At 70.9% G+C, this 26,305-nt stretch carries 25 protein-coding genes; 15 read left to right on the top strand and 10 right to left on the bottom strand.

Annotated features, from left to right (window positions below):
- The first annotated feature begins 3 nt into the window (after nucleotides 1-3).
- Complete coding sequence (locus AC2IPW_RS00870; RefSeq protein WP_486377070.1) at nucleotides 4-819, top strand: alpha/beta hydrolase; 816 nt, start codon at nucleotides 4-6, stop codon at nucleotides 817-819.
- A 121-nt stretch (nucleotides 820-940) separates the two neighbouring features.
- On the opposite strand, the gene AC2IPW_RS00865 is transcribed toward AC2IPW_RS00870, so the two are convergent.
- Entirely contained in the window at nucleotides 941-2,533 is a 1,593-nt protein-coding gene (locus AC2IPW_RS00865) for a TM0106 family RecB-like putative nuclease (RefSeq protein ID WP_486376062.1), read from the bottom strand.
- 106 nt (nucleotides 2,534-2,639) lie between these two features.
- Here AC2IPW_RS00865 and AC2IPW_RS00860 point away from each other — a divergent pair, with 106 nt between their 5' ends.
- The 5 genes from AC2IPW_RS00860 (at nucleotide 2,640) to AC2IPW_RS00840 (ending at nucleotide 6,267) form a co-directional block, all read left to right on the top strand.
- Complete coding sequence (locus AC2IPW_RS00860) at nucleotides 2,640-3,314, top strand: DUF6474 family protein (RefSeq protein WP_054372574.1); 675 nt, start codon at nucleotides 2,640-2,642, stop codon at nucleotides 3,312-3,314.
- Nucleotides 3,315-3,325: 11 nt separating this feature from the next.
- Nucleotides 3,326-3,811 (top strand): hypothetical protein, encoded by a 486-nt coding sequence (locus AC2IPW_RS00855; RefSeq protein ID WP_289379174.1) that lies wholly within the window; start codon nucleotides 3,326-3,328, stop codon nucleotides 3,809-3,811.
- A gap of 31 nt (nucleotides 3,812-3,842) precedes the next feature.
- Complete coding sequence (locus AC2IPW_RS00850) at nucleotides 3,843-4,418, top strand: copper resistance CopC family protein (protein ID WP_486376061.1); 576 nt, start codon at nucleotides 3,843-3,845, stop codon at nucleotides 4,416-4,418.
- A gap of 16 nt (nucleotides 4,419-4,434) precedes the next feature.
- Nucleotides 4,435-5,382 (top strand): CopD family protein, encoded by a 948-nt coding sequence (locus tag AC2IPW_RS00845; protein WP_486376060.1) that lies wholly within the window; start codon nucleotides 4,435-4,437, stop codon nucleotides 5,380-5,382.
- 156 nt (nucleotides 5,383-5,538) lie between these two features.
- Complete coding sequence (locus AC2IPW_RS00840) at nucleotides 5,539-6,267, top strand: ABC transporter substrate-binding protein (protein ID WP_486376059.1); 729 nt, start codon at nucleotides 5,539-5,541, stop codon at nucleotides 6,265-6,267.
- Here AC2IPW_RS00840 and AC2IPW_RS00835 read toward each other — a convergent pair.
- A complete protein-coding gene (locus AC2IPW_RS00835; RefSeq protein ID WP_486376058.1) occupies nucleotides 6,220-6,957 on the bottom strand; it encodes a DUF998 domain-containing protein in 738 nt (245 codons plus the stop codon). The two genes, AC2IPW_RS00840 and AC2IPW_RS00835, sit on opposite strands and share 48 nt — an antisense overlap.
- A gap of 300 nt (nucleotides 6,958-7,257) precedes the next feature.
- Between AC2IPW_RS00835 and AC2IPW_RS00830 the strand changes: the two genes are divergently transcribed.
- The gene (locus tag AC2IPW_RS00830) at nucleotides 7,258-7,398 is read left to right on the top strand and encodes a hypothetical protein (protein WP_416062404.1); all 141 of its coding nucleotides are present in this window, start codon (nucleotides 7,258-7,260) and stop codon (nucleotides 7,396-7,398) included.
- Entirely contained in the window at nucleotides 7,392-9,089 is a 1,698-nt protein-coding gene (locus AC2IPW_RS00825; protein ID WP_486376057.1) for an alpha/beta hydrolase, read from the top strand. The genes AC2IPW_RS00830 and AC2IPW_RS00825 overlap by 7 nt, the downstream gene beginning before the upstream one ends.
- Nucleotides 9,090-9,452: 363 nt before the next feature.
- On the opposite strand, the gene AC2IPW_RS00820 is transcribed toward AC2IPW_RS00825, so the two are convergent.
- Nucleotides 9,453-10,214 (bottom strand): IclR family transcriptional regulator, encoded by a 762-nt coding sequence (locus AC2IPW_RS00820; protein WP_486376056.1) that lies wholly within the window; start codon nucleotides 10,212-10,214, stop codon nucleotides 9,453-9,455.
- Between the two features lie 143 nt (nucleotides 10,215-10,357).
- Here AC2IPW_RS00820 and AC2IPW_RS00815 point away from each other — a divergent pair, with 143 nt between their 5' ends.
- Genes AC2IPW_RS00815 through AC2IPW_RS00805 form a run of 3 tightly spaced genes read left to right on the top strand, consistent with a single transcriptional unit; the run spans nucleotide 10,358 to nucleotide 13,510 of the window.
- Complete coding sequence (locus AC2IPW_RS00815; RefSeq protein ID WP_416062401.1) at nucleotides 10,358-11,170, top strand: SDR family NAD(P)-dependent oxidoreductase; 813 nt, start codon at nucleotides 10,358-10,360, stop codon at nucleotides 11,168-11,170.
- 46 nt (nucleotides 11,171-11,216) lie between these two features.
- On the top strand, nucleotides 11,217-12,140 hold the full coding sequence (locus tag AC2IPW_RS00810; protein WP_486376055.1) for an NAD-dependent epimerase/dehydratase family protein: 924 nt from the start codon (nucleotides 11,217-11,219) through the stop codon (nucleotides 12,138-12,140).
- A complete protein-coding gene (locus tag AC2IPW_RS00805; protein WP_486376054.1) occupies nucleotides 12,137-13,510 on the top strand; it encodes an MFS transporter in 1,374 nt (457 codons plus the stop codon). Before AC2IPW_RS00810 ends, AC2IPW_RS00805 begins: the two co-directional genes overlap by 4 nt.
- Nucleotides 13,511-13,565: 55 nt before the next feature.
- Here AC2IPW_RS00805 and AC2IPW_RS00800 read toward each other — a convergent pair whose 3' ends face one another.
- From AC2IPW_RS00800 to AC2IPW_RS00785, 4 genes are all read right to left on the bottom strand, one after another.
- A complete protein-coding gene (locus tag AC2IPW_RS00800; protein ID WP_003939375.1) occupies nucleotides 13,566-14,204 on the bottom strand; it encodes a UdgX family uracil-DNA binding protein in 639 nt (212 codons plus the stop codon).
- Between the two features lie 44 nt (nucleotides 14,205-14,248).
- Nucleotides 14,249-17,437 (bottom strand): acetyl-CoA carboxylase family protein, encoded by a 3,189-nt coding sequence (locus AC2IPW_RS00795; protein WP_486376053.1) that lies wholly within the window; start codon nucleotides 17,435-17,437, stop codon nucleotides 14,249-14,251.
- Between the two features lie 25 nt (nucleotides 17,438-17,462).
- Entirely contained in the window at nucleotides 17,463-18,089 is a 627-nt protein-coding gene (locus AC2IPW_RS00790; protein WP_371384209.1) for a TetR/AcrR family transcriptional regulator, read from the bottom strand.
- Nucleotides 18,090-18,167: 78 nt separating this feature from the next.
- Nucleotides 18,168-18,671 (bottom strand): MarR family winged helix-turn-helix transcriptional regulator, encoded by a 504-nt coding sequence (locus AC2IPW_RS00785; protein ID WP_486376052.1) that lies wholly within the window; start codon nucleotides 18,669-18,671, stop codon nucleotides 18,168-18,170.
- 194 nt (nucleotides 18,672-18,865) lie between these two features.
- Between AC2IPW_RS00785 and AC2IPW_RS00780 the strand changes: the two genes are divergently transcribed.
- Nucleotides 18,866-20,254, top strand: a complete 1,389-nt coding sequence (locus AC2IPW_RS00780) for an MFS transporter (protein ID WP_486377069.1) — start codon at nucleotides 18,866-18,868, stop codon at nucleotides 20,252-20,254.
- 148 nt (nucleotides 20,255-20,402) lie between these two features.
- Nucleotides 20,403-20,705, top strand: coding sequence for a DUF1540 domain-containing protein (locus AC2IPW_RS00775; protein ID WP_289379161.1), 303 nt, complete (start codon nucleotides 20,403-20,405; stop codon nucleotides 20,703-20,705).
- 13 nt (nucleotides 20,706-20,718) lie between these two features.
- Here AC2IPW_RS00775 and AC2IPW_RS00770 read toward each other — a convergent pair whose 3' ends face one another.
- On the bottom strand, nucleotides 20,719-21,312 hold the full coding sequence (locus AC2IPW_RS00770) for a TetR/AcrR family transcriptional regulator (protein ID WP_416062398.1): 594 nt from the start codon (nucleotides 21,310-21,312) through the stop codon (nucleotides 20,719-20,721).
- Nucleotides 21,313-21,404: 92 nt separating this feature from the next.
- On the opposite strand from AC2IPW_RS00770, the gene AC2IPW_RS00765 reads away from it, so the two are divergent.
- Together AC2IPW_RS00765 and AC2IPW_RS00760 are read left to right on the top strand one after the other, a co-directional pair.
- On the top strand, nucleotides 21,405-22,880 hold the full coding sequence (locus tag AC2IPW_RS00765) for a flavin-containing monooxygenase (protein ID WP_486376051.1): 1,476 nt from the start codon (nucleotides 21,405-21,407) through the stop codon (nucleotides 22,878-22,880).
- Between the two features lie 41 nt (nucleotides 22,881-22,921).
- Nucleotides 22,922-23,788, top strand: coding sequence for a DUF427 domain-containing protein (locus AC2IPW_RS00760; RefSeq protein WP_486376050.1), 867 nt, complete (start codon nucleotides 22,922-22,924; stop codon nucleotides 23,786-23,788).
- Between the two features lie 10 nt (nucleotides 23,789-23,798).
- Here AC2IPW_RS00760 and AC2IPW_RS00755 read toward each other — a convergent pair whose 3' ends face one another.
- The gene (locus AC2IPW_RS00755) at nucleotides 23,799-24,902 is read right to left on the bottom strand and encodes a CapA family protein (protein ID WP_003939366.1); all 1,104 of its coding nucleotides are present in this window, start codon (nucleotides 24,900-24,902) and stop codon (nucleotides 23,799-23,801) included.
- Between the two features lie 51 nt (nucleotides 24,903-24,953).
- Nucleotides 24,954-26,285 (bottom strand): diguanylate cyclase domain-containing protein, encoded by a 1,332-nt coding sequence (locus tag AC2IPW_RS00750; RefSeq protein ID WP_371384185.1) that lies wholly within the window; start codon nucleotides 26,283-26,285, stop codon nucleotides 24,954-24,956.
- Nucleotides 26,286-26,305 lie beyond the last annotated feature (20 nt).

The raw sequence follows: 26,305 nt of genomic DNA, 5'->3' as shown, positions 1-26,305 counted from the left end.
CTCATGCGCCTGGTATGGCTCGTGGTCGCGGTCGTCGCGGTGCTCGCCTCGGTGCTGTGGTTCGGGCAGCGCCGGCTGATCTACCTGCCCGACCGGTCCCCGCCCCCGCCGGCGCAGTCGCTGATCCCCGGAGCCCGCGACGTGCGGCTGACGACCTCCGAGGGGCTCGAACTCGGCGCCTGGTTCGTCCCGGCCCGCCCCGTCCAGCGCGGCTTCACGGTGCTGCTCGCCTCGGGCAACGGCGGCAACCGCCTCGACCGCGCTCCGCTGGCGACGGCACTCGCCCGGGCGGGTTTCGACACCCTGCTCTTCGACTACCGCGGCTACGGCGGCAACCCCGGCCGCCCGAGCGAGGACGGCCTCGCCCGCGACGTGCGCGCCGCCCGGCAGTACCTCCTCGAGCGCGAGAACGTCCCTCCGGACCGGCTGCTCTACCTCGGGGAGAGCCTGGGCACCGGGGTGGTGACCGGCCTCGCCGCCGAGCATCCACCCGCCGGCATGCTGCTGCGCTCGCCGTTCGTCGATCTGCCCACCGTCGGCCGGCACCACTACCCGCTGCTGCCCACCGCGCTCATGTGGGACCGCTTCCCGGTCGCCGAGACCGTCGCGCGACTCGACGTGCCGATCACCGTCGTGTACGGGACCGCGGACACGATCGTCCCGCCCGGGCAGAGCGAAACCGTGGCCGCCGCCGCCCGTCGGCTCGTCGAGAAGGTGGCCCTGCCGGGCGCCGAGCACAACGATCCCGTGATGTTCGGCCCGCCGGTGGTCGACGCCCTGATCCGGCTCGCCGAGGCGGTGCCTCCCCCGCGGCAGTGACCTGGCGCCGCACCGCGGCAGTGACCTGGCGCCGCACCGCGGCAGTGACCTGGCGCCGCACCGCGGCAGTGACCTGGCGCCGCACCGCGGCAGTGACCTGGCGCCGCACCGCGGCAGTGACCTACAGGTCCGAGATGTGCGGGATCTCGTGCACCGCACGCTCGCTCATCCACTCACGGAGCACCTTCGTGGCGATCACGTCGTCCTCGTTGTACTCGAGCAGCCGGCGTCGCTGCTGCGGGTCCGGATCCCCGTCGTAGCCGACGGCCTCGCGGTACCAGCTCATCGACGCCTCGCCGCCGGCCTCCTCGTCGCGCCAGCGGTGACCCGCGATCGGCGCGATCTTCTTGAGCCCCTTGCCGTTCGGGCACACGAACTGATCGGTGACGACCTGGTAGATGTCCACCCACTGCGGCGAGTCGATGAACTCGCGCACCTCGGCCTCGGTCGGCACCCCCGGGAAGCCGGCGAACCGGCGGGCCGAGCCGAGCAGCCACTTGTCCTCCGCGGTACGGGAATAGCAGTAGGCCGCAAAGGTTTTCCCGCTCGCCGCGGCGGCGGCGCGCTCCGCGGACAACCACGTCCAGAACTCCGCGAACGAGCGGGCCTCGTCGTCGGTCGGCACCGGATCCCAACTGACGAACGCCCGGTACGCGGAGATCCCGTCGACGTTGAGCAGCGTGCCCCACAGGTACGCGCCGTGTTCGTGGTAGCTCTCCATGTCGATGTCGATCTCTATGTCCGCCCGACGCACGTGCACGTGGTCGTGCCGTCGCACCAGCGGCGCACCCGCCAGCCATGCCTTGGCCACCACGACGGTGTCCTCGAACGAGCCCTGCGGCCAGACCTCGGGCGGGTCCCCCTCCCAGCGGGCCAGCTCGTCGATCGTGTGCACACCCAGCTCGCGCAGCACCGTCGCGCGTTGTCCCGGCGCAACCAGGGACACGTCGTGCGTCGCGCTCAGCTGCTCGCGGCACCGTGGCCACCACGGGCAGGTCTTGCACTCCCCGATCTGCGACGGTTCCGTCGGGGTCTCGCCCCGCGCGATCGCGAGCCGGTCGGCCAGCCGCGTGTCGTAGTCCTCGAGAATCGCGCCGAGGTCGTGCACGAGGATGCAGTCCCCGCCGTAGCCGATGGCGCCCCCGACCTGCGCGGGGCTGGCCAACCCGTGACGCTCGAGCATCCGGTACAGGTGGGCCACCCGCATCTGGTCGCGCACCTGACCGCGTACCTTGCGGGTCTCGTCGACCACCGGCTCCCACACGAACAGCCCGGAGGTCGCCGCACCGCGACCCGGGTCGGTGACCTTGTGATTGACCACGATCACCGGGATGTAGCCGCCGCGTTCGACGTCGCGCAGCAGAATTTCGGCCCGGCCGCGCCGACCGGTATCGGGTTCCGCCGGCAGGACCGCACCCCAGATCCGGTTCGCGCCGCGACGGCACGCATCGAGGGTGGCTTCGGCACGCCGCGACGCCGGTCCCTCGGGATCGATCCACACCCACTCACCGGGGTGGGCGTCGAACAGCCGCTGCCGCACGGCCTCGCGGTGCGTGGCCGCCGCCTCCTGCCGCTGCTTGGCTCCCGGGTGTTCCGGGGCCGCGCTCAACGCGTCCGGAAAAGCCGCGTCCAGATGGACACGGTGCCGGCACCGGGTCAGCGCGCTCGCCTCGATCAGGACCGGCGAGGTCCGCCTCTCGCTGGATACGTTCACAGTGAAGAACAGTATTCGCCCACCTAGGGTCAACCGGAAACGACCGTCACGGATAGGCTGATCGTGGCGCCGTGGGTGCCGTACACCGAATGGAGGGTCCTGTTCGATGGCGTTGTTCAGCAGGCGGAAGCGCCGCGCCACCCGCAAGGCGGAGGCGAAGGCTCTCAAGCACAAGGCGAAGCTCGAGGCCAAACTCAACGCGAAGAACCAGCGCAGGCGCGACAGCCGCCTGGCGAAGGCCGAGATCAAGGCGGCCAAGGCGCAGGTCAAGGCCGACAAGGCGCTGATCGCCTCGCAGTCCCGGGTCGAGAAGCAGCAGATCGCCACGCTCAAGGCTCAGGAGAAGGCCGCCGCGCAGAAGGGCTTCACCGCGGCGAAGGTCCGGCGCTACCTCGCCGTCGTGCGACTGCTCGCACCGGTCCTCGTGCCGCTGGTGTACCAGGGGGTGACCGCGCTGCGCGGCCAGCTCGACGCCGCGCGCGCCCAGCGCATGGGCGTCGCCGTCGACCAGCTCGGCGAGTACACCGGACACGGCGCGCACCTGAGCGCCCGCATCGCCGGGGCCGAGAAATCGCTCGCCGAGATCCTCGAGCGCCACCCCAAGGACGCCGAAACCCAGAAGTTCGCCGACGCCATCCGTGGCCGGCTCAGCGACCTGACCGCGGCGGTGCACGCGGCCGAGCAGATGCCGGCGCCGCGCCGGAAGGCCGCGCACGCCGGCATCTCGCGGGAACTGGACGGCATCGAGGCCGACCTGCTGGCCCGGCTCGGCGTGCGCTAGCGACGACCACCGTGGCACCCGGCTCGACCCTGCGCGGCACCGCCGCGGGAGCGCTGACCGCCGCCCTGGCGGTCGCCGCCCACGGCAGTGCGGGCGGCGGCGTGCCCGGCGATGCCGAGGTGACGCTGCTCGTCGCCGTCGCAGCCGGGATCGGGCTCGTCGCGGCCCACCTGCGCGCGGTGCCCACAATCGTGCTGCTCGCGGGCGGGCAGGTGGCGACGCACCTGGTACTGGCCGCGGTGACGACGGGTCATCTGCACACGTCGGTGCCGATGCTCGCCGCGCACACCGTCGCGGTCGTCGCGTGTGCGGCCCTGCTCGAGGCGGCGCAACGCCTGTGCGGGCCGCTGACCCGGGCAGTGCGGGCCGCGTGGCTCACCGTGCCCCCTCGCGTCGAGGTGGTTCGGACGTTGCTGCCGCCCGCTACGGTGCGGCCGATCGCGGCGGCCCGGGCGGCACCGGGCATCTCACGGCGGGGGCCACCGGTCGCGGCATGACCGCGACCCACCCCACCGGAGAGAGAAGTCCATGAACATCCCGAACACGGTCGCCGCACGCCGGCGACAGACCCCACTCGTTCTCGCCCGGCTCGCCGGGCTCCTCGGCGCGATCGCGGCAGCGTTGCTGTTCGCTGCCGGGCCGGCCGCCGCACACTCGGTCGTCATCGCCAGCACGCCCGCACCGGGCGAGCAGATCGCCCAGGGCCCCGAGCGCGTGAGCCTGACCTTCAACGAAGCCCTGCAGGAATCCTTCGCCGCCCTGACCGTCGTCGGCCCGGACGGCAACCTGTGGTCCAAGGGCGATCCCCTCGTCGAGGACGCGACGGTGTCCGTGGCGGTCGGCGATCTCGGACCGGCCGGCGAGTACACCATCGCCTACCGTGTGACCTCCGCGGACGGGCATCCCGTCACCGGCACCCAGGTCTTCACCCTCACGCAGGACGGCCCGGGCGCCCCCGGTGCGGCAGCCGCCGCCGGTGCCGCGGCGCCCGCGTCCGACAGCGACGAGGACAGCGGCCCGGCCGTGTGGATCTTTGTCGTCGTGGGCGTCGTCGTCCTCGCCGGCGTGCTGTGGTTCGTGCTGCGCAAGCCGAAGAAGGCCTGACGCCGGTGGCCGAGCGTTGACGACGAGCGGCACCGGCACCGCCGCGCACCGCGCGTGGCTGCTCACCGCCGGCGTCGGCGCCACCGCGGGCGTCGTCGCCGGCTGGCTGCTGGCGGACCCGGCCGCGTCGAGCTGGGTCCGGGCGCTGTCGCTGTGCCTGGGCGCGACGGTGCTCGGCCTGGCCACGCTCGGCGTCATGGTGCGCGACGAGCGGCGGCCCCCAGTCGCCCCGGCCGACCTCTGGCGCGCGATCGCCGGGCTCGGCGGGATCTGGGTCCTGACGGAGCTCGTGCAACTCGTGCAACAGGCCGCGGACACGACGAACGTCCCGGTGTCCCGGCTCGGGCTGTCGCGTTTCGCGGAGTATCTCGGCAGCGCGGGCACCGGCCGGATCGGGGTGGCCGCGCTGGTGTGCGTGCTGACGTGCACCGTCGTCGCGGCACTCGCGTATCGCCGGTCGGCGACGTGGTCGACGGTGCCGGTCCTCGTCGCCGCGGCGCTGGCGCTCATCGCCCGGCCGGTCACCGGGCACATGTCGCAGCAGATCCTCGGATCGCCGCTCGACGCCGCGCACGCGCTCGCTGCGGCGCTGTGGTTCGGAACCCTCGTCGCGCTGGCGCTGACGGTCCGGTCCCGCGGCGCGTGGGCCCGGCTGCTCCCCCGCTACTCGGTGCTCGCGGCGCGATGCGTCGTCGTGCTCGTCGCGACGGGCGTCGTCGACGCTGCCGTTCGACTCGGCTCGGTCACGGCCCTGATCGACACCGGTTACGGCCGCATCGTGCTGGCCAAGGCCCTGACCCTGCTGGCGCTGCTGACGCTGGCGTGGTGGTGGCGACGGACGTGGGTGCCGGCCGCAGCCGCGCACCGGGTCACCGCAGAGGTGTCGCTGCGCAACGCGGTGCTCGAGGTCGCCGCGACGTCCGTCGCGTTCGGGCTCGCAGCGGCGCTGGCCACCAGCGCCTGAACCGCTCGCGAATCTGGATTGCGGGCGGGCGGCCGCGCACAATGAGTGGGTGCCGACAAGTGTGCGACGGAACGGACAGGCACAACCGACGGGACCGTTGCCGATGTCCGAAACCGATGTGACGACACGGGTCCGGCCTCACCCGGGCCGTCCGCAATGACCACCCCGGCCTCCCCGCTTCGGGTGGGATCGGCGATGCCCGACCCACCGTTCGAGTTCTACGAGCGGGACCGGCCCGTCGGATTCGACATCGATCTCACCCAGGCGCTTGCCCGGCGTCTCGGCCGGCGCTGGGAGTTCGTCCCGCACGAGGGCGACGACTTCGAGACGATCTTCGACGAGCTGGCCTCGGGGCGCTTCGACGTCGTGGCCTCCGGCACCACCGTCACCGGGTCGCGCCGGGAGCGGGCCGCGTTCTGCGCGCCGTACTTCGGGTCCGGGCAGTCCCTGGCGGTGGACACCGCCCGCCATCCCGCGGTACGAGGGGTGGCAGACCTGACAGGCCTGACCGTCGGGGTGCAGCAGGGCAACACCAGTGAGCCGGTGGTGAAACGCCTTCTCGCCGAAGGCCGTATCGGCGGAATCCGGGTGTATGCGTACCACGAGATCGACCGTGCCCTGGACGAGTTGTCGACCGGCGGCTGCGACGCCTTCATGAAACTCGGTCCCGTGCTGAGGTGGCTCACGCGCGACCGCCCCCACGTCGACGTCGTCGAGTACGGCATCACCCGCGAGGAGATCGCGCTTGCGGTGCGCCTCGGCGACGACGTGCTGCGTGGCGAACTCGAGGATGCGCAACGTGCACTCGCACAGGACGGCACCCTCGATGCGCTGATCTCACGCTGGCTCGCCCCGGACGACGGCACGTCGCTCGGCACGAAATGACGCCGGGCGGCCGACGAGCAGGACGATCGCCAGCACCGCGATCCACAGCACGAACGCACCGAACATCACCCGTTCGACCGCGCCCATGCCGGGGGTGGGTTCGGCGGCGGCGACGGCCGGGACGTACCGGCCCGTCCATGCGCCGAATACCAGGATCGTCGCGACCGTGACGGCGGAGTAGACCCGGAACCAGGTGCCGAAGGCAGCGGCCGCGAACCCGATGAGCGCGCACCACAGCGACACCGTCACCGCGCTGAGCACCAGGTGCATCGTGTCGGCGAGCGGCATCGCGGCCCCGGCCTCGATGTTCTCGCGTCCGGTCATCGGGAACGGTAGCCACAGTGGTCCCACGAATGCGTAGGCCACCAGGAGAACTCCCGCGATGCGCAGGGTGCGGACTCCACGGCCCGTGCGCCACACGCCGATTCCGAAGGCGACGATCAGTGCGTCGTACACGAATCCCACGACGGTCAGGGGTGCCCGCGTCGGTGCGCCGACCGACGTCAGCTCGCTGATCGCCTGATCGAAGCGGTCGTAGCCGTCGTAGAGGGCGGCCGCGACTACCTCGTGCGCTCCCACATACAGCAGCAACGACACGATCCCGCAGGCGAGCAGCACCGTCGACGTCGTGTCCGGACGCCGCGGACCGTCGCGCCGAAGCTGGGATGTGTACGGACCAGGAGTGGACACCGTCGACCTCCCCCCGGACGCCGACTCGGCGGTGCGGGCGCCCGATGGGTCCAGCATGATCCGGCCGGGGAGGCGGCGCCAGGGACCTTCGTCCCCGATTCCGGAGATCGGCGACGTGGGTCTGCCTGGGCTCGATCACGCCGAGCGCGACCGTCCGGGTGGTGAATTCGGCGTCAGCGCCGTACATTGTGCGTCGCCGTGTCCCGGTGCCCGGTGCCCGGCGAAGATGGTGTACCTGTTTGCGTCCGGGTGTCCGTTCCGGCCGCATCCGGACACCTCCGAACCTGAGGGGCGTGTGTGATGCTGGATTCGTTGTGGGACCCGTTGTTGCACAACCCCATCGTCTTCGCGTTCCTCGCGTACCTGCTGATCCTGTTCCAGATGCCGACGGACCCGTTCCGTGATCGCTCCACGTCCGACGTAGCCGAGGCCCTGTGCTGACCGCCGCGGCCGACCTCGAGCACGAGCAGACGGGCACGCCGCGCGCTCGGCTGCGGGGCTACGGGCGCCGGTTCCACCCGGTCGGGTTGGGTCTGGCGCTGGTGTTCTTCGTGGGGTCGATGACGCCGTCGCTGCTGCCGCGCGTGTGGTACCTGCAGGGGGTGGCGACGGGAATCAGCGTCGCCATCGGCTACGGGGTGGGCTGTCTGATCGCCTGGGTGGTCCGGCGCTGCGGCGTCGATCCGCACTGGTCCGAGCGGGCCCGGCGGATCGGCTGGTGGGTGCTCGCCGGCGCGGCGCTGGTGCTGGTGCCGACCTTCCTGGTGCTCGGGTCGTGGTGGCAGCAGATCATCCGCGATCTGGTGGGCGTGCCGCGGGCTCAGCGTTCCTTCTACCTACTGGTGCTGCTGATCGCGCTGGCCGTCGCGCTGCTGCTGCTCACGGTGGCCCGGGCGGTGCGCCGGGGCACCGACCGGTTGACCCGCCTCGGCGGCCGGTTCGTGCCTGGGCCCGTCGCCCGCCTGGCGGCGGTGCTCGTCGTCGTGGTGCTGGCCGTGTTCGTGCTCGACGGCGCCGTCGACCGGGTCCTGCTCGGCGCCGCGGAGCGGTCGGCGGCCGTCGCCGACACCGGCACCGCCGAGGGCGTCACCCAGCCCCAGCTGACGGAACGGTCCGGGTCGCCGGCGTCGAACGAGCCGTGGGACAGCCTCGGCCGGGAGGGCCGCACCTTCGTCGCGGGCGGCCCCACCGCCGAACAGATCGAAGCCGTCACCGGCGCGCCTGCGCGCACCCCGATCCGCGTATATGCCGGGCGCGAATCGGCGGACTCCGTCGAGGGCATCGCCGAGCGGGTCGTCGCCGAACTCGAACGCACGAACGCCTTCGACCGCCGCGTGCTGGCGGTGGTGACCACCACCGGCCGCGGGTGGGTGAACGCGAACGTCGCGGGGGCCTTCGAGTACGTCAACGGCGGGGACTCGGCGATCGCCGCCATGCAGTACTCGTTCCTGCCCAGCGCGCTGTCGTTCGTCGCCGACCGCGAGACCCCGCAGCAGGCCGGGCGGGCCCTGTTCGAGGCGGTGTACCGGCAGTGGTCGGCCCGGCCCGAGGGGCAGCGTCCGAAGCTGGTGGTGTTCGGCGAGAGCCTCGGCTCGTACGGCGGGCAGGCCGCGTTCGCGTCGGGTCAGGACATCGTGGCGCGCACCGACGGGGCGCTGCTGGTGGGCACCCCGAACTTCGCGCAACCGTGGGGCCGGATCACCGCCGACCGCGACCCCGGCTCCCTCGAGCGGCTGCCCGTGGTGGACGACGGCCGCAACATCCGGTTCGCGTCCCGCCCCGACGATGCGGTTCTGCCGGCGACGTGGGAGTTCCCCCGCGTGGTGTTCTGGCAGCACGCGAGCGATCCGATCACCTGGTGGTCGTTCCGGCTGCTGCTGCAGCGGCCGGACTGGCTGCGCGAACCGCTCGGCCCGGATGTGGACCCCGGCATGCGCTGGCTGCCGTTCGTCACGTTCTGGCAGGTCACGCTGGACATGGTGTTCTCCGCGGACGTGCCGTCCGGCTTCGGGCACGCCTACGGTCCCGAGGCCGCCGAGTTGTGGGCAGACATCCTGGCCCCCGAGGGCTGGAACGACGCGGTCACCCAGCGGGTGGTCGACGCGCTCGGCGGCGATACCTCACCCAGCTGAACATCCCGTCCCGGTCGAACTCCCTACGACGGAATGGGCACGGTCCTGGCCACGCTCGACAAGAATCACCGAAAAGCCTGCGTGCTCGTGGAACTCGCGGCGGGGCGAACGCGTTGCCCTGACGCCGGTGCCCATGTCGCGCGCGAACACACGTTCGGGCTCGTTCAGGGCCGGGACCGCCCCAGTCGGTCGATCCGAAATCCCATGAAAAGTACTGCATCGCAATGTGACACGAGACTTCGATCGTCCAGATTTTTCAAGCAGAGGATCTGGACTTTCCAGTTGCGGGTTACCCGGCGCCTCGGCGATCGTCGGCCTTCGTGAGTTGTCCCGACGCGACCCTCTCGTGGCACGAAATGCGGTTCAGGCCCGTACTTTCTCCGCCATAGGGTGGGGCGTTGCCGGCGCGTTGAGTCGTTGCCAGATGGCGGCGGCAGCGCTCTGCAGCGGTATGCGGACCTGTTGCTCGTTGTCGACCCGCCGTGCCGATCCGAACACCGAGACGGCGGCGGGACGACCGTACCCCTGCGGGCCGATGGGAGCCGCGAGGCAGGCGAATCCTTCCAGACAGCCGTCGCGCTTGTAGGCGATGCGGGATTCACGCACACGCACGATCGCGAGGTCGACGACGGAGGGTGCCGATTCGAGCGCAAGCAGAGCCGTGCCGATCGTGGATTGTCGTGCCGGCGTCCTGCTGCCTGCCCGCGTCTTGATCGCGGGAAGGGATTCACCGCCGATTCGTTCCAGGTAGACCACGTCGTCGCCGTCGAGAACCCCGAGCTGGACGATGCAACCGGTCTGCTGGTGAAGCCATCGCAGGCTGGGCAGGGCCGCCAGGCGGAGAGCGTCGGCGTCGACCGCCGCCGAACCCAGTTCGACCATACGCATCCCCAGCCGATACTCCATGCCCTCGCGGCGGAGCCAATCCAGCGCTACCAGCTGCTCCAGCGCCCGGTGCACCGACGCCTGCGGCAGACCGGTGGCCACAACTACCTGCGTCAGGGTCAGCCCCGCCGGGGACGTGCCGGCCTTGGCCGCGAAGACATCGAGGATCCGTGCCGCACGCCGCAGGACTCCGGTCGGCGGTTGTCCTGGGTCCTGTTCCTCCGGGTTTTTCGAGCTCATTCTGTGTCCTTACACACCATCGCTGGGTCGGTCGGTAGTGCCGCCCGTCAAGTAGTAACAGTCCGCATGTCCCACCTCACCGGTTCTTCCATTCACTGGAACAACGGCTAGGACAATGCGGTCGGCGGGCCTGTAATCGGGACATGACCGGAGCACAGCGGTTTACACCAACAGCGTTACTGGCGGGCCGGCGCGCTGTCGTCACCGGCGGGGCGGCGGGGATCGGCGCCGCGATCACCGCAGCATTCGCCTCACACGGCGCCCACGTCCTCGTGGTGGACAGCACACCGGCACCTCCTCCTGTCTTCGACGCCGCCGCCGGTGGTGCCGTCACCACCCTCGACTGGGACGTGCGCACCTCGCCGTGCCCTGCGGAAGTCGTCGATCACCGGCCGTCCATCATCGTCAACAACGTCGGACACTTCCTCCACGCGCAGCAACCGTTCACAGACAACGCTGCCTCGCTGTGGGACGAGCTGCACGAGATCAATTTCGCGCACGTCCTGCGCCTGACCCAGACGCTGCTGCCGGGACTGGTGGAGCGCGGCGGCGGCTCGATCATCAACCTGACGACAGTCGAATCGCACCGGGCCATCCCCGGGCAGTCCGTGTACTCGGCGTACAAGGCTGCGCTCACGCAGTTCACCCGGTCGTTGGCCGCAGAGGTCGGCCCGTCGGGGGTCCGGGTGAACGCCGTCGCGCCTGATCTCATCGAAACGGTGCAGGTCCCGTACGCCACTCTTGTTCCGCTCGACGACGTGCCGTTGTGGCCGAACTGGTCGCCACTCGGTGGCCCCGGGCAGCCCGAGGACGTCGCCGGAGCCGTCTTGTTCCTGGCCAGTGACCTGGCGCGATTCGTCACCGGCGGAACCATTCACGTCGACGGCGGCACTCACGCGGCCGGCGGCTGGGTGCCGCGCGGATCCGGGTGGACCAATCGCCCCCGCAACCCCTGACCACACCCGACCCTGACCCGCCCACCTTCCCGAAGGACGTCCAGTAATGAAGATCCTTGTTGTCGGCGGCACCGGCATGATCGGCGCCACCACCGCGACTCTTCTCCAGCAGCTGGGAGACGACGTCACCGTCGCAGCGCGCGGCCCGGTACCGAGCGCTTCGCCGGTGGCCGGCCTTCCAGTCTCGGCCGGCGACTATACGGTCCCCACTTTCACCGCGGAGCAGTTGTCGGTGTTCGACGGCATCGTGTTCGCCGCAGGACAGGATGTGCGGCACAAGCCGCGGGAAAGCGACGACGAACGTTTCTGGCGTGACACCCAAAGTGCTGGCGTGCCTCGCTTCGCTGCTCTCGCCAAAGAGGCGGGAGTTCGCCACTTCGTGCAGGTAGGCAGTTACTACCACCAACTCGATGAGCGATTCGCCGACGGCAATCCGTACGTCGCCGCGCGTAAGGAAGCTGACGAACAGACCCGGGCACTCGCGGACGATTCGTTTGTCGCGTGCACGCTGAACCCGCCGTCGATCATCGGGGCCGTGCCGGGGCCTTCATCGGAGCGGTACCGCCGTTTCGTCTCGTGGGCGGCGGGCAACGAGCCGCAGATCCCGGACTTCGCCCCGCCGGGCGGCACGAACTACATGTCTGCCGAGTCGTTGGCGCATGCCATCGCTGGAGCGTTGCGCAACGCCGAGCCCGGTGCTGCGTACCTGGTCGGTGACGAGAACCTTCGGTACCGCGAGTTCTTCCAACGTCTCGTCGACGCGGCCGGGGGTGGGCGCACGATCGTCGAACGTGACGAGCCGCACCCGCTCTTGCCGGATGCGGCGATCATGCAGGGGCGCGGGAACACCCTCTCCTATGAGCCCAGCGCCGAGACGATGCGTGTGCTCGGTTACCCCCGAGGCAACTGCACCCGCGCGATCCGCGCCCTGGTGAACACGGTCCGCGAGTACGAACGGAGCGTCGCATGAGCACCGGCACCGGCACCGACAAGCACATTCGGAAGGTCGCACTCTCGGCCCTGTTCGGAACGGTTCTGGAGTACTACGACTTCCTGCTGTACAGCACAATGGCCGCCCTGGTGTTCGGGGAGGTGTTCTTTCCCGGAGAGAACCCGGCAGTGTCGACGATCGCCGCGTTCGGGACCCTGGCCGTGGGTTACGTTGCGCGGCCACTGGGCGGGCTCATCTTCGGCCACTTCGGTGACCGCGTGGGCCGCAAATACATCCTGTTCGTGACTATGGCCCTGATGGGTAGCGCGAGCTTCCTCATCGGGCTGCTGCCCGGTTACGCGACCATCGGTGTGGCAGCCCCGATACTGCTCGTCGTACTGCGGTTCGCGCAGGGGATTGCCATCGGCGGCGAATGGGGCGGCGCGGCCTTGATGGTCGTCGAGCACGCTGATGCCGACAACCGCGGCAAGTGGGCCGGCGTGATGAACCTGGGCTCGCCCATCGGCTTTCTCATGGCAACCGTCGCGGTGGCGACCGTCAGTCTGCTACCCGACGAAAGCCTGGAGACCTGGGGCTGGCGCGTGCCGTTCCTGTTCAGCGCACTGCTGGTGGTGGTCGGTCTCTACATTCGCTCGCAGCTCACCGAGAGTCCCATCTTCGAGCAGGCGGTCAAGAAGGCTGCCGCCACTAGTGCCGACCGCATACCGTTGGCGCGCGTGCTGAGGACGCCGCGCCCCGTACTGCTCGCCTGCGGTGCCGGTATCGCGCCGTTCGCGCTGACGGCGCTGATCACCTCGCACATCATCTCCTACACGACCGGGATCGGTTACGAGCGATCCACCGTCATGCAGGTGCTGGTGCTGTTGTCGGTGGTCTCCTTGGTCGTCATCCCACTGTCGTCAGCGTTGTCCGATCGAGTCGGGCGCCGACCGATCGTGCTCACCGGCGCCGTCGCGGCAGTGCTCTACGCGTTTCCGTTGTACATGCTCGTGGACTCCGGCTCGGTGGTGTTGCTGGTCGTCGGCCTGGTCATCGGACAGGTCATCCAGAACATCATGTTCGCTCCGCTGGTGCCGCTGCTGTCGGAGATGTTCGGCGCCACCGTGCGGTACACGGGAGCATCGCTGGGCTACCAGGGCGCAAGCCTGATCGGTGCCGGCTTCACACCTCTGATCGCCAGCGCCCTGCTCGCAGCGCTCGGTGGGGGCAGTTGGCCGTTGAGCCTGATCATTGCCGCGACCGCCGGGATCTCGATCGTCGCCATTGCTCTGACCGCCGAAACGCGCGGGGTAGCGCTCGGAGCGGACTCTGATGCAGGTGAGCGTGGAAACGTCGACGCTTCTGTGAGAGAGGATGCTGTCGGCGCCGGGTCCGAGAACTCGGTCTGACGAATCGACAGCTCGAGAAGGAGGTAGATCACGAAGTGGTCCTGGAGGACGCCCGTTACAGCGCCCCGGCGGCCACCCGCAGATCCGCGACCAACCCGGCGAGCGCCTCCTCCCGCTGCTCGCTCGGTCCGCGCAGAATCGCCGAGGGGTGGATCGTGGCGACGACGGCCGGATCCGACGGGATCTCCGCATCCGGGTGCAGGATCTCCCCGCGATGTGCGGTCACCCGGAACGACGGCCCGAGCAGCGACTGGGCCGCGGTGGCGCCGAGGCACACGAGCACCTCGGGTCGCACCGCCTGCAGCTCGGCGACCAGCCAAGGCCGGCACGCGACGACCTCGCCGCGTGCCGGTTTCTTGTGGATGCGACGCCCGCCCGCGGCGGCCCGCTCGAACTTGAAGTGCTTGACCGCGTTGGTCACGTACACCTCGCCGCGATCGATGCCCGCCTCCTCGAGGGCCCGGTCGAGCAGCCGCCCGGCGGGGCCGACGAACGGCTCCCCCGCCCGGTCCTCCTGATCGCCGGGCTGTTCGCCGACGAGCACGAGCCGGGCCGTGGCCGGACCGGCGCCGAACACGGTGCGTTCGGCGTTCCGGTACAGATCGCATCCGCGGCAGCCGCTCGCCGCGGCAGCCAGCTCGGCCAGGTCGGTCGTTTCCGGCACGAACTCCCCGGCTCCCGGTTGCCTGCTCACCGCCACCTCCTTCACGTCGGTGCCGGACGGGTACCCGCCCTCGCTCAGGACATGCGCAGCCGCGACACCCAGGCCCGGGTGTCGGCCGGATCGATGACGTCGTCGAGCTCGAAGATCGTCGCGGCCTGCAGCGCCTTGCCGTGCTGGTAGGCGGCGGCGACGAGCTGCGCGAACAGTTCGTCACGCGCGGCCGGGTCGGGGGCGGCCTCGAGTTCCTTGCGGAAGCCGAGCCGCACCGCACCCTCGAGTCCCATGCCGCCGATCTCGCCGGTGGGCCACGCCACGGTGAACTCGGGGGCGTGGAAGGACCCGCCGGCCATCGCCATGGCGCCGAGGCCGTAGCCCTTGCGCAGGATGATCGTGCCGAACGGGACGGTCAGGCGCGCGCCGGCGACGAACAGCCGACCGAACCGGCGCACCGTGGCCTCCTTCTCCGACTCGGGTCCGACCATGAATCCCGGTGTGTCGCACAGGCTCACGACGGGCACGCGGTGCGCCTGGCACAGTTCGAGGAAGTCGGCGGCCTTGTCTGCGGCCTCGGCGTCGATCGCGCCGCCGAGGTGGTGGCTGCTGTTGGCGAGCACCCCGTACGCCGCGCCCTCGACGCGGACCAGGGCGGTGACGATGCCGACGCCGTAGTCGCCGCGCAGTTCGAGCACGGAGCCGACGTCGGCGATCGCGTCGATCGCGGCGCGCACGTCGTAGGCGCGCAACCGGTTCTCCGGAACCACGTGCCGCGCGAGCCGCGGATCCGGGGCCTGCCAGCCGTCGGTCGCGGTGGTGAAGTACCCGAGGTACTGCCGGGCCAGCTCGACGGCGTGTGCCTCGTCGCGCGCGGCGAGGTGTACGACGCCGTTGCGGCGCTGCACGTCGACCGGGCCGATGTCCTCGGGTCGGAAGACGCCGAGACCGCCGCCCTCGATCATCGCGGGACCGCCCATGCCGATGTTGGCCTCGGGGGTGGCGATCAGCACGTCGCACACGCCGGCGAGGGCAGCGTTGCCGGCGAAGCACCGACCGGAGACCACCGCGATCGTCGGGACGCGTCCGCGCAGGGCGGCCATCGCCCGGAAGGTCGACAGTTCCAGACCCTGTCCGGGTCCGGCGTCGACGTCGCCGGGACGCCCGCCGCCGCCCTCGGCGAACAGCACGAGCGGTACCTCGCGCCGGGCGGCGAGTTCGAGCAGCCGGTCGGTCTTGGCGTGGTTGCGCATGCCCTGCGTACCGGCGAGGACGGTGTAGTCGTAGGAGAGCACCACCGATTCGGCGCCGTCGATGCGGGCGAGGCCGCCGACGAGGCCGTCGGCGGGTGTGTTGGCGATCAGGTCCTCCTCGCTGCGGCGGCTGCGCTGCGCGGCGAGCACGAGCGGCCCGTATTCGACGAAGGTGCCGTCGTCGACGAGTTCGGCGATGTTCTCCCGCGCCGTGCGGCGCCCGGTCCGGTGCCGCTTGGCCACCGCGTCGGGGCGGGCGGCGTCGAGGGTGCGTTCGTGCCGGTCGCGGATCTCGGCGAGGTCGTCGCGCACGGTGTCGAGGTCGCGCTCACCGTCGTCACCGACGGCCGCTGCGCCGGACTCGGCGCGCACCACGGCCAGCACCTCCCCCGGTTGCACGGTCTGTCCGGGCCGCACCAGCAGACGCACCACGGTGGCGGGTCCGGAGGCGGACACCACGTGCTGCATCTTCATCGCCTCGAGCACGACGACGGGAGCGCCCGCGGTGAGCGCGTCGCCGTCGGCGGCGGTCTCGACGACGGTGCCGACCATGTCGGCACGCACCGCCTCCTCCCCGGCGTGCAGTTCCGGCGCGACGGCCGGTGCGTCGTCGGGGCCGGCGACGGCGAGATCGGCGATCCGCTCGTCCAGCCACGACGTGTGCACGTCGCAGGCGGCGAAGTCTTTGTCGCGCAGAATGTTCTGCAGGAATTCGGTGTTGGTGGCGACCCCCGCGACGAGCAGGTCCCCGAGGGCGGCGTCCGTCTTGCGCAGCGCCGCGGCGAAGTCGTCGATGCGGGTGTGGGTGATCACCTTGGCCAGCAACGAGTCGTAGCGCGGACTGGTCGTCAGCCCGGGACGGCCGTAGGTGTCGACGCGGACGCCCGGCCCGGTGGGCGGGGTGAACGCGGTGAGCGTGCCGGACGCGGGTACGGCCCGTCCGTCCGGGCGCATGGTCTCGGTGTTGACGCGCGCCTGGACGGCGATCCCCTGTGCGGCGGCGGGCTCACCACGCACCCCGGCGCCGTCGGCGGTGATGCCGCCGGGCAGGCCGAGTTCGCCGAACCGGGCACCGCGGGCGATCGCCACCTGCGTCGCGACGAGGTCGATGCCGGTGACCTCCTCGGTCACCGTGTGCTCCACCTGAATTCGCGGGTTCACCTCGAGGAACACCGTCTGATCGCCGGCGACGAGGAACTCGACGGTGGCGAGGCCGCGGTACCCTACCGACGCGCACAGCCGGGCCGCGGCCTCGTGCAGCGTGCGTCGCACGGTCGCGTCGAGCCGTTGCGCGGGAGCGACTTCCACCAGTTTCTGGTGGCGCCGCTGCACGCTGCAGTCCCGGTCGCCGAGCGCGAGGGCGCGCACTCCGCCCGCGTCGTCGGCCGCGGCGACGATCTGCACCTCGATGTGCCGGGCGCGGTCGCACAGCGCCTCGGCGAACAGCGCGCCGTTGCCGAAGCCGTGTTCCGCCTCCGTGGTACACGCCCGGAAGGCGTCGTCGAGGGTCGCGGCGTCGCGCACCACCCGCATGCCGCGGCCACCGCCACCGGCGAGCGCCTTGAGGACGATGCCGCCGGGGTGGGCGGCGAGGAAGTCGCGGGCCGCGTCGACGGTGACGCCCCCGTCGGTGGCGGGCAGCACGGGCACCCGGGCGGCGACGGCGGCGCGGCGGGCGGCGGCCTTGTCGCCGAAGATCCGCAGCACCTGCGGGTCGGGTCCGACGAACGTCATCCCGGCCGCGGCGCAGGCGTCGGCGAATTCGGCGTTCTCGCTGAGGAATCCGTATCCGGGGTGGACGAGGGTGCAGCCGGTCTCGGTGGCCGCGCGCAACAGGGCCTGGCCGTCGAGGTAGGCGGCGGGCCCGGCACCGGTCAGCGCGACGGCGCGGGTGGCGGCGGCGACGTGGGGGCTGTCGGCGTCGTCCTCGGCATACACGGCGACGGTGTCGATGCCGAGTTCGGTGGCGGAGCGGACGACGCGCAGCGCGATCTCGCCGCGGTTGGCTACGAGCAGCATGGGTGGTCCTGTCGGTCGGGGCCGGTCAGCGGAAGCCGATGAGCCGTTCGGACATCGCGATCATGTCGTCGATGTAGGAGAGCTGTTCCTGTCGCGGGGCATCGAGCAGGCGCACGGCGCCGGCACGCTGGGCGTCGACGAGGGTGCGCGCGATCCGTTCCGGGTGCGCGCTGAGCGTGACGTCGCCGGTGGCGTCGATGCGCTCGACGAAGCGGACGTAGCGCCCGACGAGCCGCTCGCGCACGCTCTCCCATTCCTTGCCCACCTCGTCGTCGAGGCGGGCACGGTGCTCGATCAGCTCGAGGATGCGGCCGTTGGCGTACATGGATTCGATGGAAGCCCGGGTCGTCGTGCGCAGCACCTCCCGCAGATCGTCCACCGTCGGTCCCTCCACGTGCTGGGCGTCGAGGAACTGCCGGCACACGAGGGTGGCGAGGGCGCGGAACACCTCCTCCTTGGAGGAGAAGTAGGCGTAGAAGGTGGCGCGGGAGACGGCGGCGCGGTCGGTGATCACCGCGACGGTGGTGCGCTCGTAGCCGAGTTCACCGAAGCAGTCGCGGGCGGCGTCGAGCAGTTCCCGCCGACGCGGTCCGTCGCTGTCGCGGCGCGCGGATCGGGCCCGCTCCTGGGCTTCGCTCGTGGTCACCCGCACAGCATGCGTGGACATTGACGTCAATGTCAACGATCGGGACCGAACCGGTCCGAGCCCCCTCCCGGGCGGTTGCGCCGGTCAGGACCCGCCGTCGCCCTCGCTGCGGGACGGGGACGGTCCGCACGAACCCGCCGGACGGGGCCAGGGGTGTCCCGTGAGGCGCTCGATGTCGGTGTTGAACCGTGCGAGCCAGCGAGCGAACTCGGCGACCTCGGACGGATCCCAGTCCACCAGCACCCGCTCGAGGCCGGCGACGGAGCTGGCGCGTTCGTCGTCGAGACGACGGACCCCTTCCGCGGTGATGCGGAACTTGCGCGCGATCCCCCCGTCGGGGTCGGGGATGCGCTCGGCGAGGCCGGCCTTGAGCAGCGCGGCCGTCTGCCGGTTCAGCGTGGACGCGTCCAGGCCGAAGGCGTCGCTGAGCTGGCCGATGGACATCGGTCCCTGCACGGCGAGTCGGCTGAGCACGGTGTAGGCACTGCGGTCGAGCCGACCGGCGTCCCGGCCCTTGGGCCCGAAGAGGTTCAGGTGCCGGCCGAGCAGCATCATCTCGAACTCGATCGAGTGCGTGGGCTTGTCCATGTGTCTCTTCCGTCGGCGACAGCGTCCGTCCTCATTATCCGGCCGCTGATCGCCGCCAAATGTGCATAATGCATACTTTGTGTGTAGTACACATTGCGAGGCGCAGGCCCGCGCCCGGAGGGAGAACCCGCGTGGACGGATCGACAACGGCCACGGCACCGCCCGTACCACCCTCGGTGCGACCTGGCGCCCTGGTGGGGGTGCTGGCGTTCACCGGCATCGTCGCCGCACTGATGCAGACGCTGGTGGTGCCCCTCATCGCCGATCTGCCCGCCATCCTGGGCACGACGTCGTCGAATGCGTCGTGGGTGATCACCGCGACGCTGCTCGCGGGTGCGGTCGCCACGCCCGTCACCGGACGCCTGGGTGACATGTACGGCAAGCGGAGGATGCTGCTGATCTGCACCGTTCCACTGGTCGCGGGCTCGGTGGTGTGCGCGCTGTCGTCGTCGCTGCTGCCGATGGTGGCGGGCCGGGCCTTGCAGGGCGTCGGTGTGGGCCTCATCCCGCTGGGTATCAGCGCCCTCAAGGACCTGCTGCCCCCACACCGCCTGCACTCGTCCATCGCCCTGATGAGTGCCTCCATGGGCATCGGCGGAGCCCTGGGCCTACCGGTCGCGGCGGCAGTTGCCGAGCACGCGAACTGGCGGGTGCTGTTCTGGGCCGTCGCGGTGCTGAGCGTGGCGATCTTCGCGCTGCTGTGGGTCGTGATCCCCGAGATCCCGGTGCACGGCAGAGCCGGCAGCTTCGACGTCGTCGGGGCGATCGGGCTCGGCATCGCCCTGGTGTGCCTGCTGCTCGCCGTGTCCAAGGGCGCCGACTGGGGGTGGACGAGCACGACGACACTCGATCTGTTCGTCGCCGCCCTCGTCGCACTGCTGCTGTGGGGCTGGTGGGAGCTGCGCCGACCGCATCCGCTCGTGGACCTGCGGGCCACCGCCCGGCCCCCCGTGCTGCTGACCAACGCCGCCTCGATCGTGGTGGGCTTCGGGATGTACGCGCAGTCGCTCATCGTGCCGCAACTGCTGCAGCTGCCCGCCGAGACCGGCTACGGCCTCGGCCAGTCGATGCTGGCCATGGGCCTGTGGATGGCACCGGGCGGCCTGGTGATGATGGCCGTGTCACCGATCGGCGGCAAGCTGTCCGCGACCCGGGGCCCGAAGGTCACCCTGCTGGTCGGCTGCCTGGTCATCGCCGCCGGGTACGGCTCGTCGCTGCTACTCATGGGCTCGACGTGGGGTCTGATGCTCGTCGTCTGCATCTGCAGCGCCGGGGTCGGCTTCGCCTACGGGGCCATGCCCGCGCTGATCATGGGTGCGGTGCCGCAGTCCGCGACGGCCTCGGCGAACAGCGTCAACGCCCTGATGCGCGCTGTGGGTACCTCGGTGTCGGCCGCGGTCGTCGGCGTGGTCCTGTCGCAGATGAGCGTGCAGGCCGGCGGCTACACCCTGCCCACCGAGGCCGGGTTCCGCACCGGAATGCTCATCGGTTGCGGTGTCGCCCTGGTCGCCGCAGCCGTCACCTTCGCCATCCCCGCCCGGCGACCGGGCCTCGAGCCGGTGCACGAGCCCGCCCGGATGTGAGCCCACGGGTATTGCGCAACAGCGACGTGTCCGAAATGGGCGGCGTATCAACGACATCCGTCGGCCGATCGACCTGTCCGGACGCCTGGCGCGGCACTAGCATGGTGGGCAGCCCTCAGTGGACAACCCCCTTCGGGAAGGTTCGATCATGACCACGATGGAAATGCCGCACGTCACCGCGTGCAGCGTCAGCACCTGCTCCTACAACCACGACGGCTGTCACGCCTACGCCATCAACGTCGCCGGCCACAACGGCAGCGCCGACTGCGAGACGTTCATCCCGCTGTCGACCAAGGGCGGCCTGGACACCGTCACCAGCATGGTCGGCGCCTGCCAGCGCGCCGACTGCGTGCACAACCAGGATCTCGAGTGCACCGCGAGCGAGATCCGGGTCGGTGGCAGCGGCAGCGGCGAGCACGCCGCCAACTGCCTGACCTATCAGGCCCGCTAGCGGATCGAACCGGTCATCGTCCCACTCCCAGCACCGCACGCACGGCGCCGGTGAGCGCCGCGGCCGGCAGGTCGGGGCTGATCGCGCGCTGCAGGCCGAGGCCGATGCCGAGCCCGAGCAGCATCGTCGCCGCCTGTTCGGGCTCGACCGCCGGTTCGAGGCCGAACCGGGCGGCGAGCGATCGGATCAGCTCGGCGATCAGTGTCCGCACCCCGGCGGCACCGGCCGCGATGCGGGAACGGATCAGTTCGTCGTGCCGGGAGCGCACCGAGAACTCGATCTCGAGGAGGGTCCACCTCCGGTCGCCGATGGTGCGCTCGGCCCAGGCGCCGAAGGCGGCCACCACGTCGTCGAGCGACGCACCGCCCTCGAGCGTCGCGGCGATCTCGCCCATGCGCTCGGCCCGGATCCGGTCGAGCACCGCGAAGCACAGCTCGTCCTTGTTGCGGAAGTTCGAGTACACCGCGCCCTTGGAATAGCCGGCGTCCTCGGCGATCTGCTCGAGCGACGCCGCGGAGTAACCACGGTCGAGGAAGTGCTCGGTCGCCGTGGCCAGCAGATCCTCGCGTGTGCGTGCCTGAGTCTGCTGCCGGGTCTGTCGTGCCACGGCTCGACGGTACCGGAGCGGCCTAAACTCGGATACTGTGGTTATCCGAATACCGGCGGTATTCGGATCGGACGCGGACGAGAGGCAACGCAATGGGCGAACACCGGGTGGTGGTGATCGGCGCCGGGATATCCGGCATCGGCGCGGCGATTGCCCTGCGACGGCGCGGCATCACCGATTTCGTCGTCCTCGAGAAGGCCGACAGCCTCGGCGGGACGTGGCGTGCCAACACCTACCCGGGCTGCGCATGCGACGTGCCGTCGCTGCTGTACTCGTACTCCTTCGCCCGGAACCGGGACTGGAGCCGCCTGTTCGCCGGACAGCGGGAGATCCGCGACTACATCGAGCACACCGCAGACGCACAGGACGTGACGTCCCACGTCCGGTTCGGAGTCGAGGTCCTGAGAGCGGACTGGGACGACGTGGACGCGCGCTGGACGATCACCACCACCGCCGGCACCGTCCGGGCGCACTTCCTCGTCGCCGCCGCAGGGCCGTGGAACGAACCGCTCGTGCCCGAGATCCCCGGTCTGTCGCAGTTCCCCGGCGAGGTGTTCCACTCCGCGCGCTGGAACCACGACTACGACCTGCGCGGCAAACGCGTCGCCGTCGTCGGCACGGGCGCCTCGGCGGTCCAGTTCGTCCCCGAGATCGCACCCGACGTCGCACGCCTGCACCTGTACCAGCGGACGGCGCAGTGGGTGCTGCCCAAACCCGACCGGCACCTGTCCGCGACCGAACGCCGGCTGCTCGCTCGCCTGCCGGGCGCGCGACGGTTGGTCGAGACGATCGAATACGGCCTGATGGAGGCCCTCGGCCTCGGCTTCCGGCACCCCTGGATCATGCGCCGGCTGCAGTGGATCGGCCGGGCCCAGCTCCGCGCCCAGGTGCGCGACCCGCGGCTGCGCCGGGTCCTGACGCCCGACTACACCCTCGGCTGCAAGCGGCTGCTCATGTCCAACACGTACTACCCGGCCCTGACCCGGCCCAATGTCGAGGTCCACCCCGCAGCGGTACAGGAGATCCGCGGCTCCACCGTGATCGCCCGGGACGGCAGCGAGACCGAGGTCGACGCGATCGTCTTCGGCACCGGCTTCCACATTCTCGACATGCCGATCGCGGGCCGGGTGTTCGACGGGCAGGGCCGCAGCCTCGACGAGCACTGGCAGGGCAGCCCGCGGGCCTACCTCGGCTCGTCGGTCGCGGGCTTCCCCAATGCGTTCGTCCTGCTCGGACCGAGCCTCGGCACCGGCCACACGTCGGCCTTCCTGATTCTCGAAGCCCAGCTCGACCACGTCGTGACGGCGATCGACACGGCCCTGCGCCACGGCTGGCGCACCCTCGAGGTGCGCAGGGAGGCCCAGGACGCCTTCGACGACGAGGTTCAGGCCGCCCTTCCGGGCACCGTCTACAACTCCGGCGGATGCCGCAGCTACTTCTTCGACGTCAACGGCCGCAACAGCTTCAACTGGCCGTGGTCGTCGGCCGCGCTCCGGCGCCGGGTGTCGGCGTTCGACCCGGACGTCTACGCCGTCACGCGCGACGACGAACGCGTGCCCGCCGGGTGATCCGGGCCTCGGCGCACGTCTTGCCGGCGTACCGTCGGGGCATGGCCCGCAGGTCCGCCGTCCGCCGCCGTCCACCCCCATCGGACGGTTACCTGTACGAGCCCAGTGAGCGGCGGATCCGCGGAACCTGGGCCGGCCACACCGTGATCGACACCGTCCGCGCGCTGCTGGTGTGGCCGCCCGGCCACCCCGTCCCCTTCTACCTGTTTCCCCGCGACGACGTGCGCACCGATCTCCTGTCGCCCGCCCTGGTACCGGGCGACAGGAACGACGTCGGGCAGTGGTTCGACCTGACCGACGGCGAGACCCGGTCGCCCGCCGCGGCGTTCGGGCTCGACGTCGCGGGGCTCGAGGAGTACGTCGGCTTCGAATGGGTCGGTCACCAGAGGCCGGGCATCGAGCACCCCGGCGGGCCGGGCATTCAGCACCCCGGCGGGCCGGGCATTCAGCACCCCGGCGGGCCGGGCATTCAGCACCCCGGCGGGCCGGGCATTCAGCACTGGTACGAGGAGGACACGGAAATCTTCGTTCATCCCCGCGACCCGTATCACCGAGTCGATGCGCTGCCCAGCAGCCGGCACGTGCAGGTGTCCGTCGCCGGCACGATTGTCGCCGACACCCGCACGCCGGTGCTGCTGTTCGAGACCCGGCTGCCGGTGCGGTACTACCTCCCGCCCGCGGACGTCGACTTCTCGGTGCTCGAGGAAACGGACCTGCACACCTCGTGCCCCTACAAGGGCACGGCCCGGTACTGGACCTTCACCGGATCGCCGCGAGTCGAGAACGTCGCGTGGGCGTACCCGGATCCGATTCCCGCCGTCGCACCGATCGCCGGCCACGTCGCGTTCTACAACGAGAAGGTGGACCTCGTCGTCGACGGTGTGCCCGTGCCGCGTCCCGGCGGGTGACCACGCGGTCTCAGCAAGCGATCCGGATCCACGGATCGTCGTCCCCGGGCTGCAGGCGGGTGCCGAAACCGGCAGACGCCTCCTCGAGCGTCGCGCGCAGCCACCGCTGCTGCGACTGCGTGACGTGCTCGAGCCGTATCCGCCGCGCCCGCACCGGCAGCATCCGCATCTCCTGCAGTTCCCGCGTGTCCGCGTCGAAGGTGACGAGGTACAGCAGCCGCAGTTCGTCGTGGAAGCGTTCGTAACCGCCGATGCCCTCGTAGTCGTTGATCAGGTCGCCGCACCCGTAGAGCACGGGCCTGCCGCGGTAGATCTCCAGCGGGCGCGGATGATGGGACGAGTGCCCGTGCACGACGTCGACGCCACCGTCGACCAGCCGGTGCGCGAACCGCACGTGCGCGTCCGGCACGGCGTAGCCCCAGTTGGACCCCCAGTGCACCGACACCACCGCCACGTCGCCGGCCCCGCGGTCGGCGTCGATCCGGGCGAGCAGTTCGTCGGCGCCCGCCTCCGACACCGGCAGCAGGGCCACGCCGGGCCGCGTCGGCGTGGCGGCCCACGAAGGAGTGATCCCGCTCGACACCGCACCGACCGACCACACCCGGACCCGGGACGATCCGACGGGGACCGTCGCCGGCTGCCGTGCCGCCCGGTCGTCGCCGCCCGCACCGGTGAGCCGCAGTCCCGCCGCCGTGAGGACCTCGACGGTCTCGCGCAGACCGCGGATGCCGAAGTCGAGCACGTGATTGTTGGCGAGTGTGCACACGTCGACTCGCGCGACGGTGATCACCTCGACGTTCGCCGGGTTCATCCGGTAGTGGATGCCCTTGTCCGGCGCGAAGTCCCGCGACGTGGTCACCGATGTCTCCAGGTTGACGATCCGCACGTCGGGGGCGCATTCGTCGAGCACGGGCAGCGCGACACCCCACGGCCAGCCGAAATCCACCGGCCGCGGGATCACCCCGCTGTGGGTCTCTGCGAGCTCGACGTAGTCCCGGGCGTCCTTCACGTAGGACTCGCGCAGCCTCGGCCCTCCGGGGTGCGGGAGGATCTGGTCCACGCCCCGGCCGGTCATCACGTCTCCGGCGAGGAACAGCGTCACCGTGCGCGGCACACAGGAAAGGGTAGTCGCCGAACCCGGATCCGCGTGGTCACCGAGCGGCGGTCATCGGGATACGTAACTGGGCTGTTCGGTGACGTCGCCGAGCACCACCAGGGTCGCGAGGGTGTTCTCCCACCGGATCCGGGCGGCGCCGACCGTCGCCTGCACCACCGTCCCGTCCGGCCGGCCGAACTCGCACAGTTGCCCGGTCCGGTCGTGCAGCGAGCGGACGGTGACGGCCCCGTCGGGCCATGTGCCGCCGGTGAGGATCTCGTTCAGCGGCCGATTCTCCACCTGTCGGGCGTCGACACCGAACAGCGCGGCAAAGGAGGGGTTGGCGTAGGCGACGGCCCCGCCGTCGCGCACGGCGAGGATGGGGACGGGCAGCAGGTCGAGGACATCGGGCAGGGGCAGTGGGGCCAGTCGGTCCGGCAGGTGAGCCCAGGCTGCGGCCTTGGCCCGGTACAGATCCATGTCGGCGTCGTGGTACAGATCCATGGGGTCGCCCACGACGCCGGCTGCGACGCCGAAACTGACCGGTACGGGATTCGCGCGGGCCATGTTCTCGAGCACCGCGCGCCCTTCCTCCTCCCCCGTGTCCGGGAGGACGACGAGGAATTCGTCGCCACCGAGTCGGGCGAGGATCCCACCGCGTGGCACCTGCTGCGCCCACGCCTCGGCGGCATCACGGAGCAGGGCGTCCCCTGCGGGATGCCCATGCTCGTCGTTGAACGCCTTGAACCCGTCGACGTCGAGCAGGCCGAGGCAGACCTGGTTGCTGCGGTCGCGTGGCCGTGAACGCAGTTCGAGGTCGAGGCCGGCGCGGTTGCGCAGCCCGGTGAGCGGATCCCGGGTCGCCGCGTTCACCAGCAGGCGCCCGACGGCCCCGAAGATCGCTCCGGAGCCGAGCAGGGCGGCGGCGACGATCACGTAACCGACCCACAGCAGGCGCGTCGGGGCGACGGCCGCGGCGGCGAGGGTCGCCGTGGTGAGCGCCCCGATCCACAGGACGGCCTGCCGCGGCGGCCAGAACGCCGCGAGGTACATCGACAGGAACATCGAGCCCATGACGCTGATGAGGATGCGGGAGGGGTCGACGTGGAACGCGATCACCGCCGGCATCGCGGCCACCGCGCATGCGGTGGCGGCGACGATGGGGATGCGTCCCAGACGCCGTGGCGCCCACCGCAGGATCGCCAGCCCGGCGATGCCCAGCGCCAGCGCCGAGGCCATGCCGACGAAGCTGCCGGATCGGGTGATCGTCGGATCCAGCAGAGCCGCAAGGATTCCTACTGCAACAAGTCCTGTGCTGACCGCCAGGTACCACGCGAGCAGACGGCGCCGCTGGACACGGAGATTCTCCGTCGCACCGTGCAGCACCTGGCGATCGCCCACACCCGAATTATCCCGTTCGT

It is taken from the genome of Rhodococcus sp. NS-SX18, assembly GCF_057367935.1.
Note: the sequence above shows the minus strand (reverse complement) of the source record. Positions and strands in the feature narration are given on the sequence as shown.

Bases quoted from the DNA above. Each gene is read 5' to 3' on its own strand.
- AC2IPW_RS00870 (WP_486377070.1), top strand. From the start codon at position 4: ATGCGCCTGGTATGGCTCGTGGTCGCGGTCGTCGCGGTGCTCGCCTCG.
- AC2IPW_RS00860 (WP_054372574.1), top strand. From the start codon at position 2,640: ATGGCGTTGTTCAGCAGGCGGAAGCGCCGCGCCACCCGCAAGGCGGAG.
- AC2IPW_RS00850 (WP_486376061.1), top strand. From the start codon at position 3,843: ATGAACATCCCGAACACGGTCGCCGCACGCCGGCGACAGACCCCACTC.
- AC2IPW_RS00840 (WP_486376059.1), top strand. From the start codon at position 5,539: ATGACCACCCCGGCCTCCCCGCTTCGGGTGGGATCGGCGATGCCCGAC.
- AC2IPW_RS00830 (WP_416062404.1), top strand. From the start codon at position 7,258: ATGCTGGATTCGTTGTGGGACCCGTTGTTGCACAACCCCATCGTCTTC.
- AC2IPW_RS00820 (WP_486376056.1), bottom strand. From the start codon at position 10,214: ATGAGCTCGAAAAACCCGGAGGAACAGGACCCAGGACAACCGCCGACC.
- AC2IPW_RS00815 (WP_416062401.1), top strand. From the start codon at position 10,358: ATGACCGGAGCACAGCGGTTTACACCAACAGCGTTACTGGCGGGCCGG.
- AC2IPW_RS00810 (WP_486376055.1), top strand. From the start codon at position 11,217: ATGAAGATCCTTGTTGTCGGCGGCACCGGCATGATCGGCGCCACCACC.
- AC2IPW_RS00805 (WP_486376054.1), top strand. From the start codon at position 12,137: ATGAGCACCGGCACCGGCACCGACAAGCACATTCGGAAGGTCGCACTC.
- AC2IPW_RS00795 (WP_486376053.1), bottom strand. From the start codon at position 17,437: ATGCTGCTCGTAGCCAACCGCGGCGAGATCGCGCTGCGCGTCGTCCGC.
- AC2IPW_RS00785 (WP_486376052.1), bottom strand. From the start codon at position 18,671: ATGGACAAGCCCACGCACTCGATCGAGTTCGAGATGATGCTGCTCGGC.
- AC2IPW_RS00775 (WP_289379161.1), top strand. From the start codon at position 20,403: ATGACCACGATGGAAATGCCGCACGTCACCGCGTGCAGCGTCAGCACC.
- AC2IPW_RS00765 (WP_486376051.1), top strand. From the start codon at position 21,405: ATGGGCGAACACCGGGTGGTGGTGATCGGCGCCGGGATATCCGGCATC.
- AC2IPW_RS00760 (WP_486376050.1), top strand. From the start codon at position 22,922: ATGGCCCGCAGGTCCGCCGTCCGCCGCCGTCCACCCCCATCGGACGGT.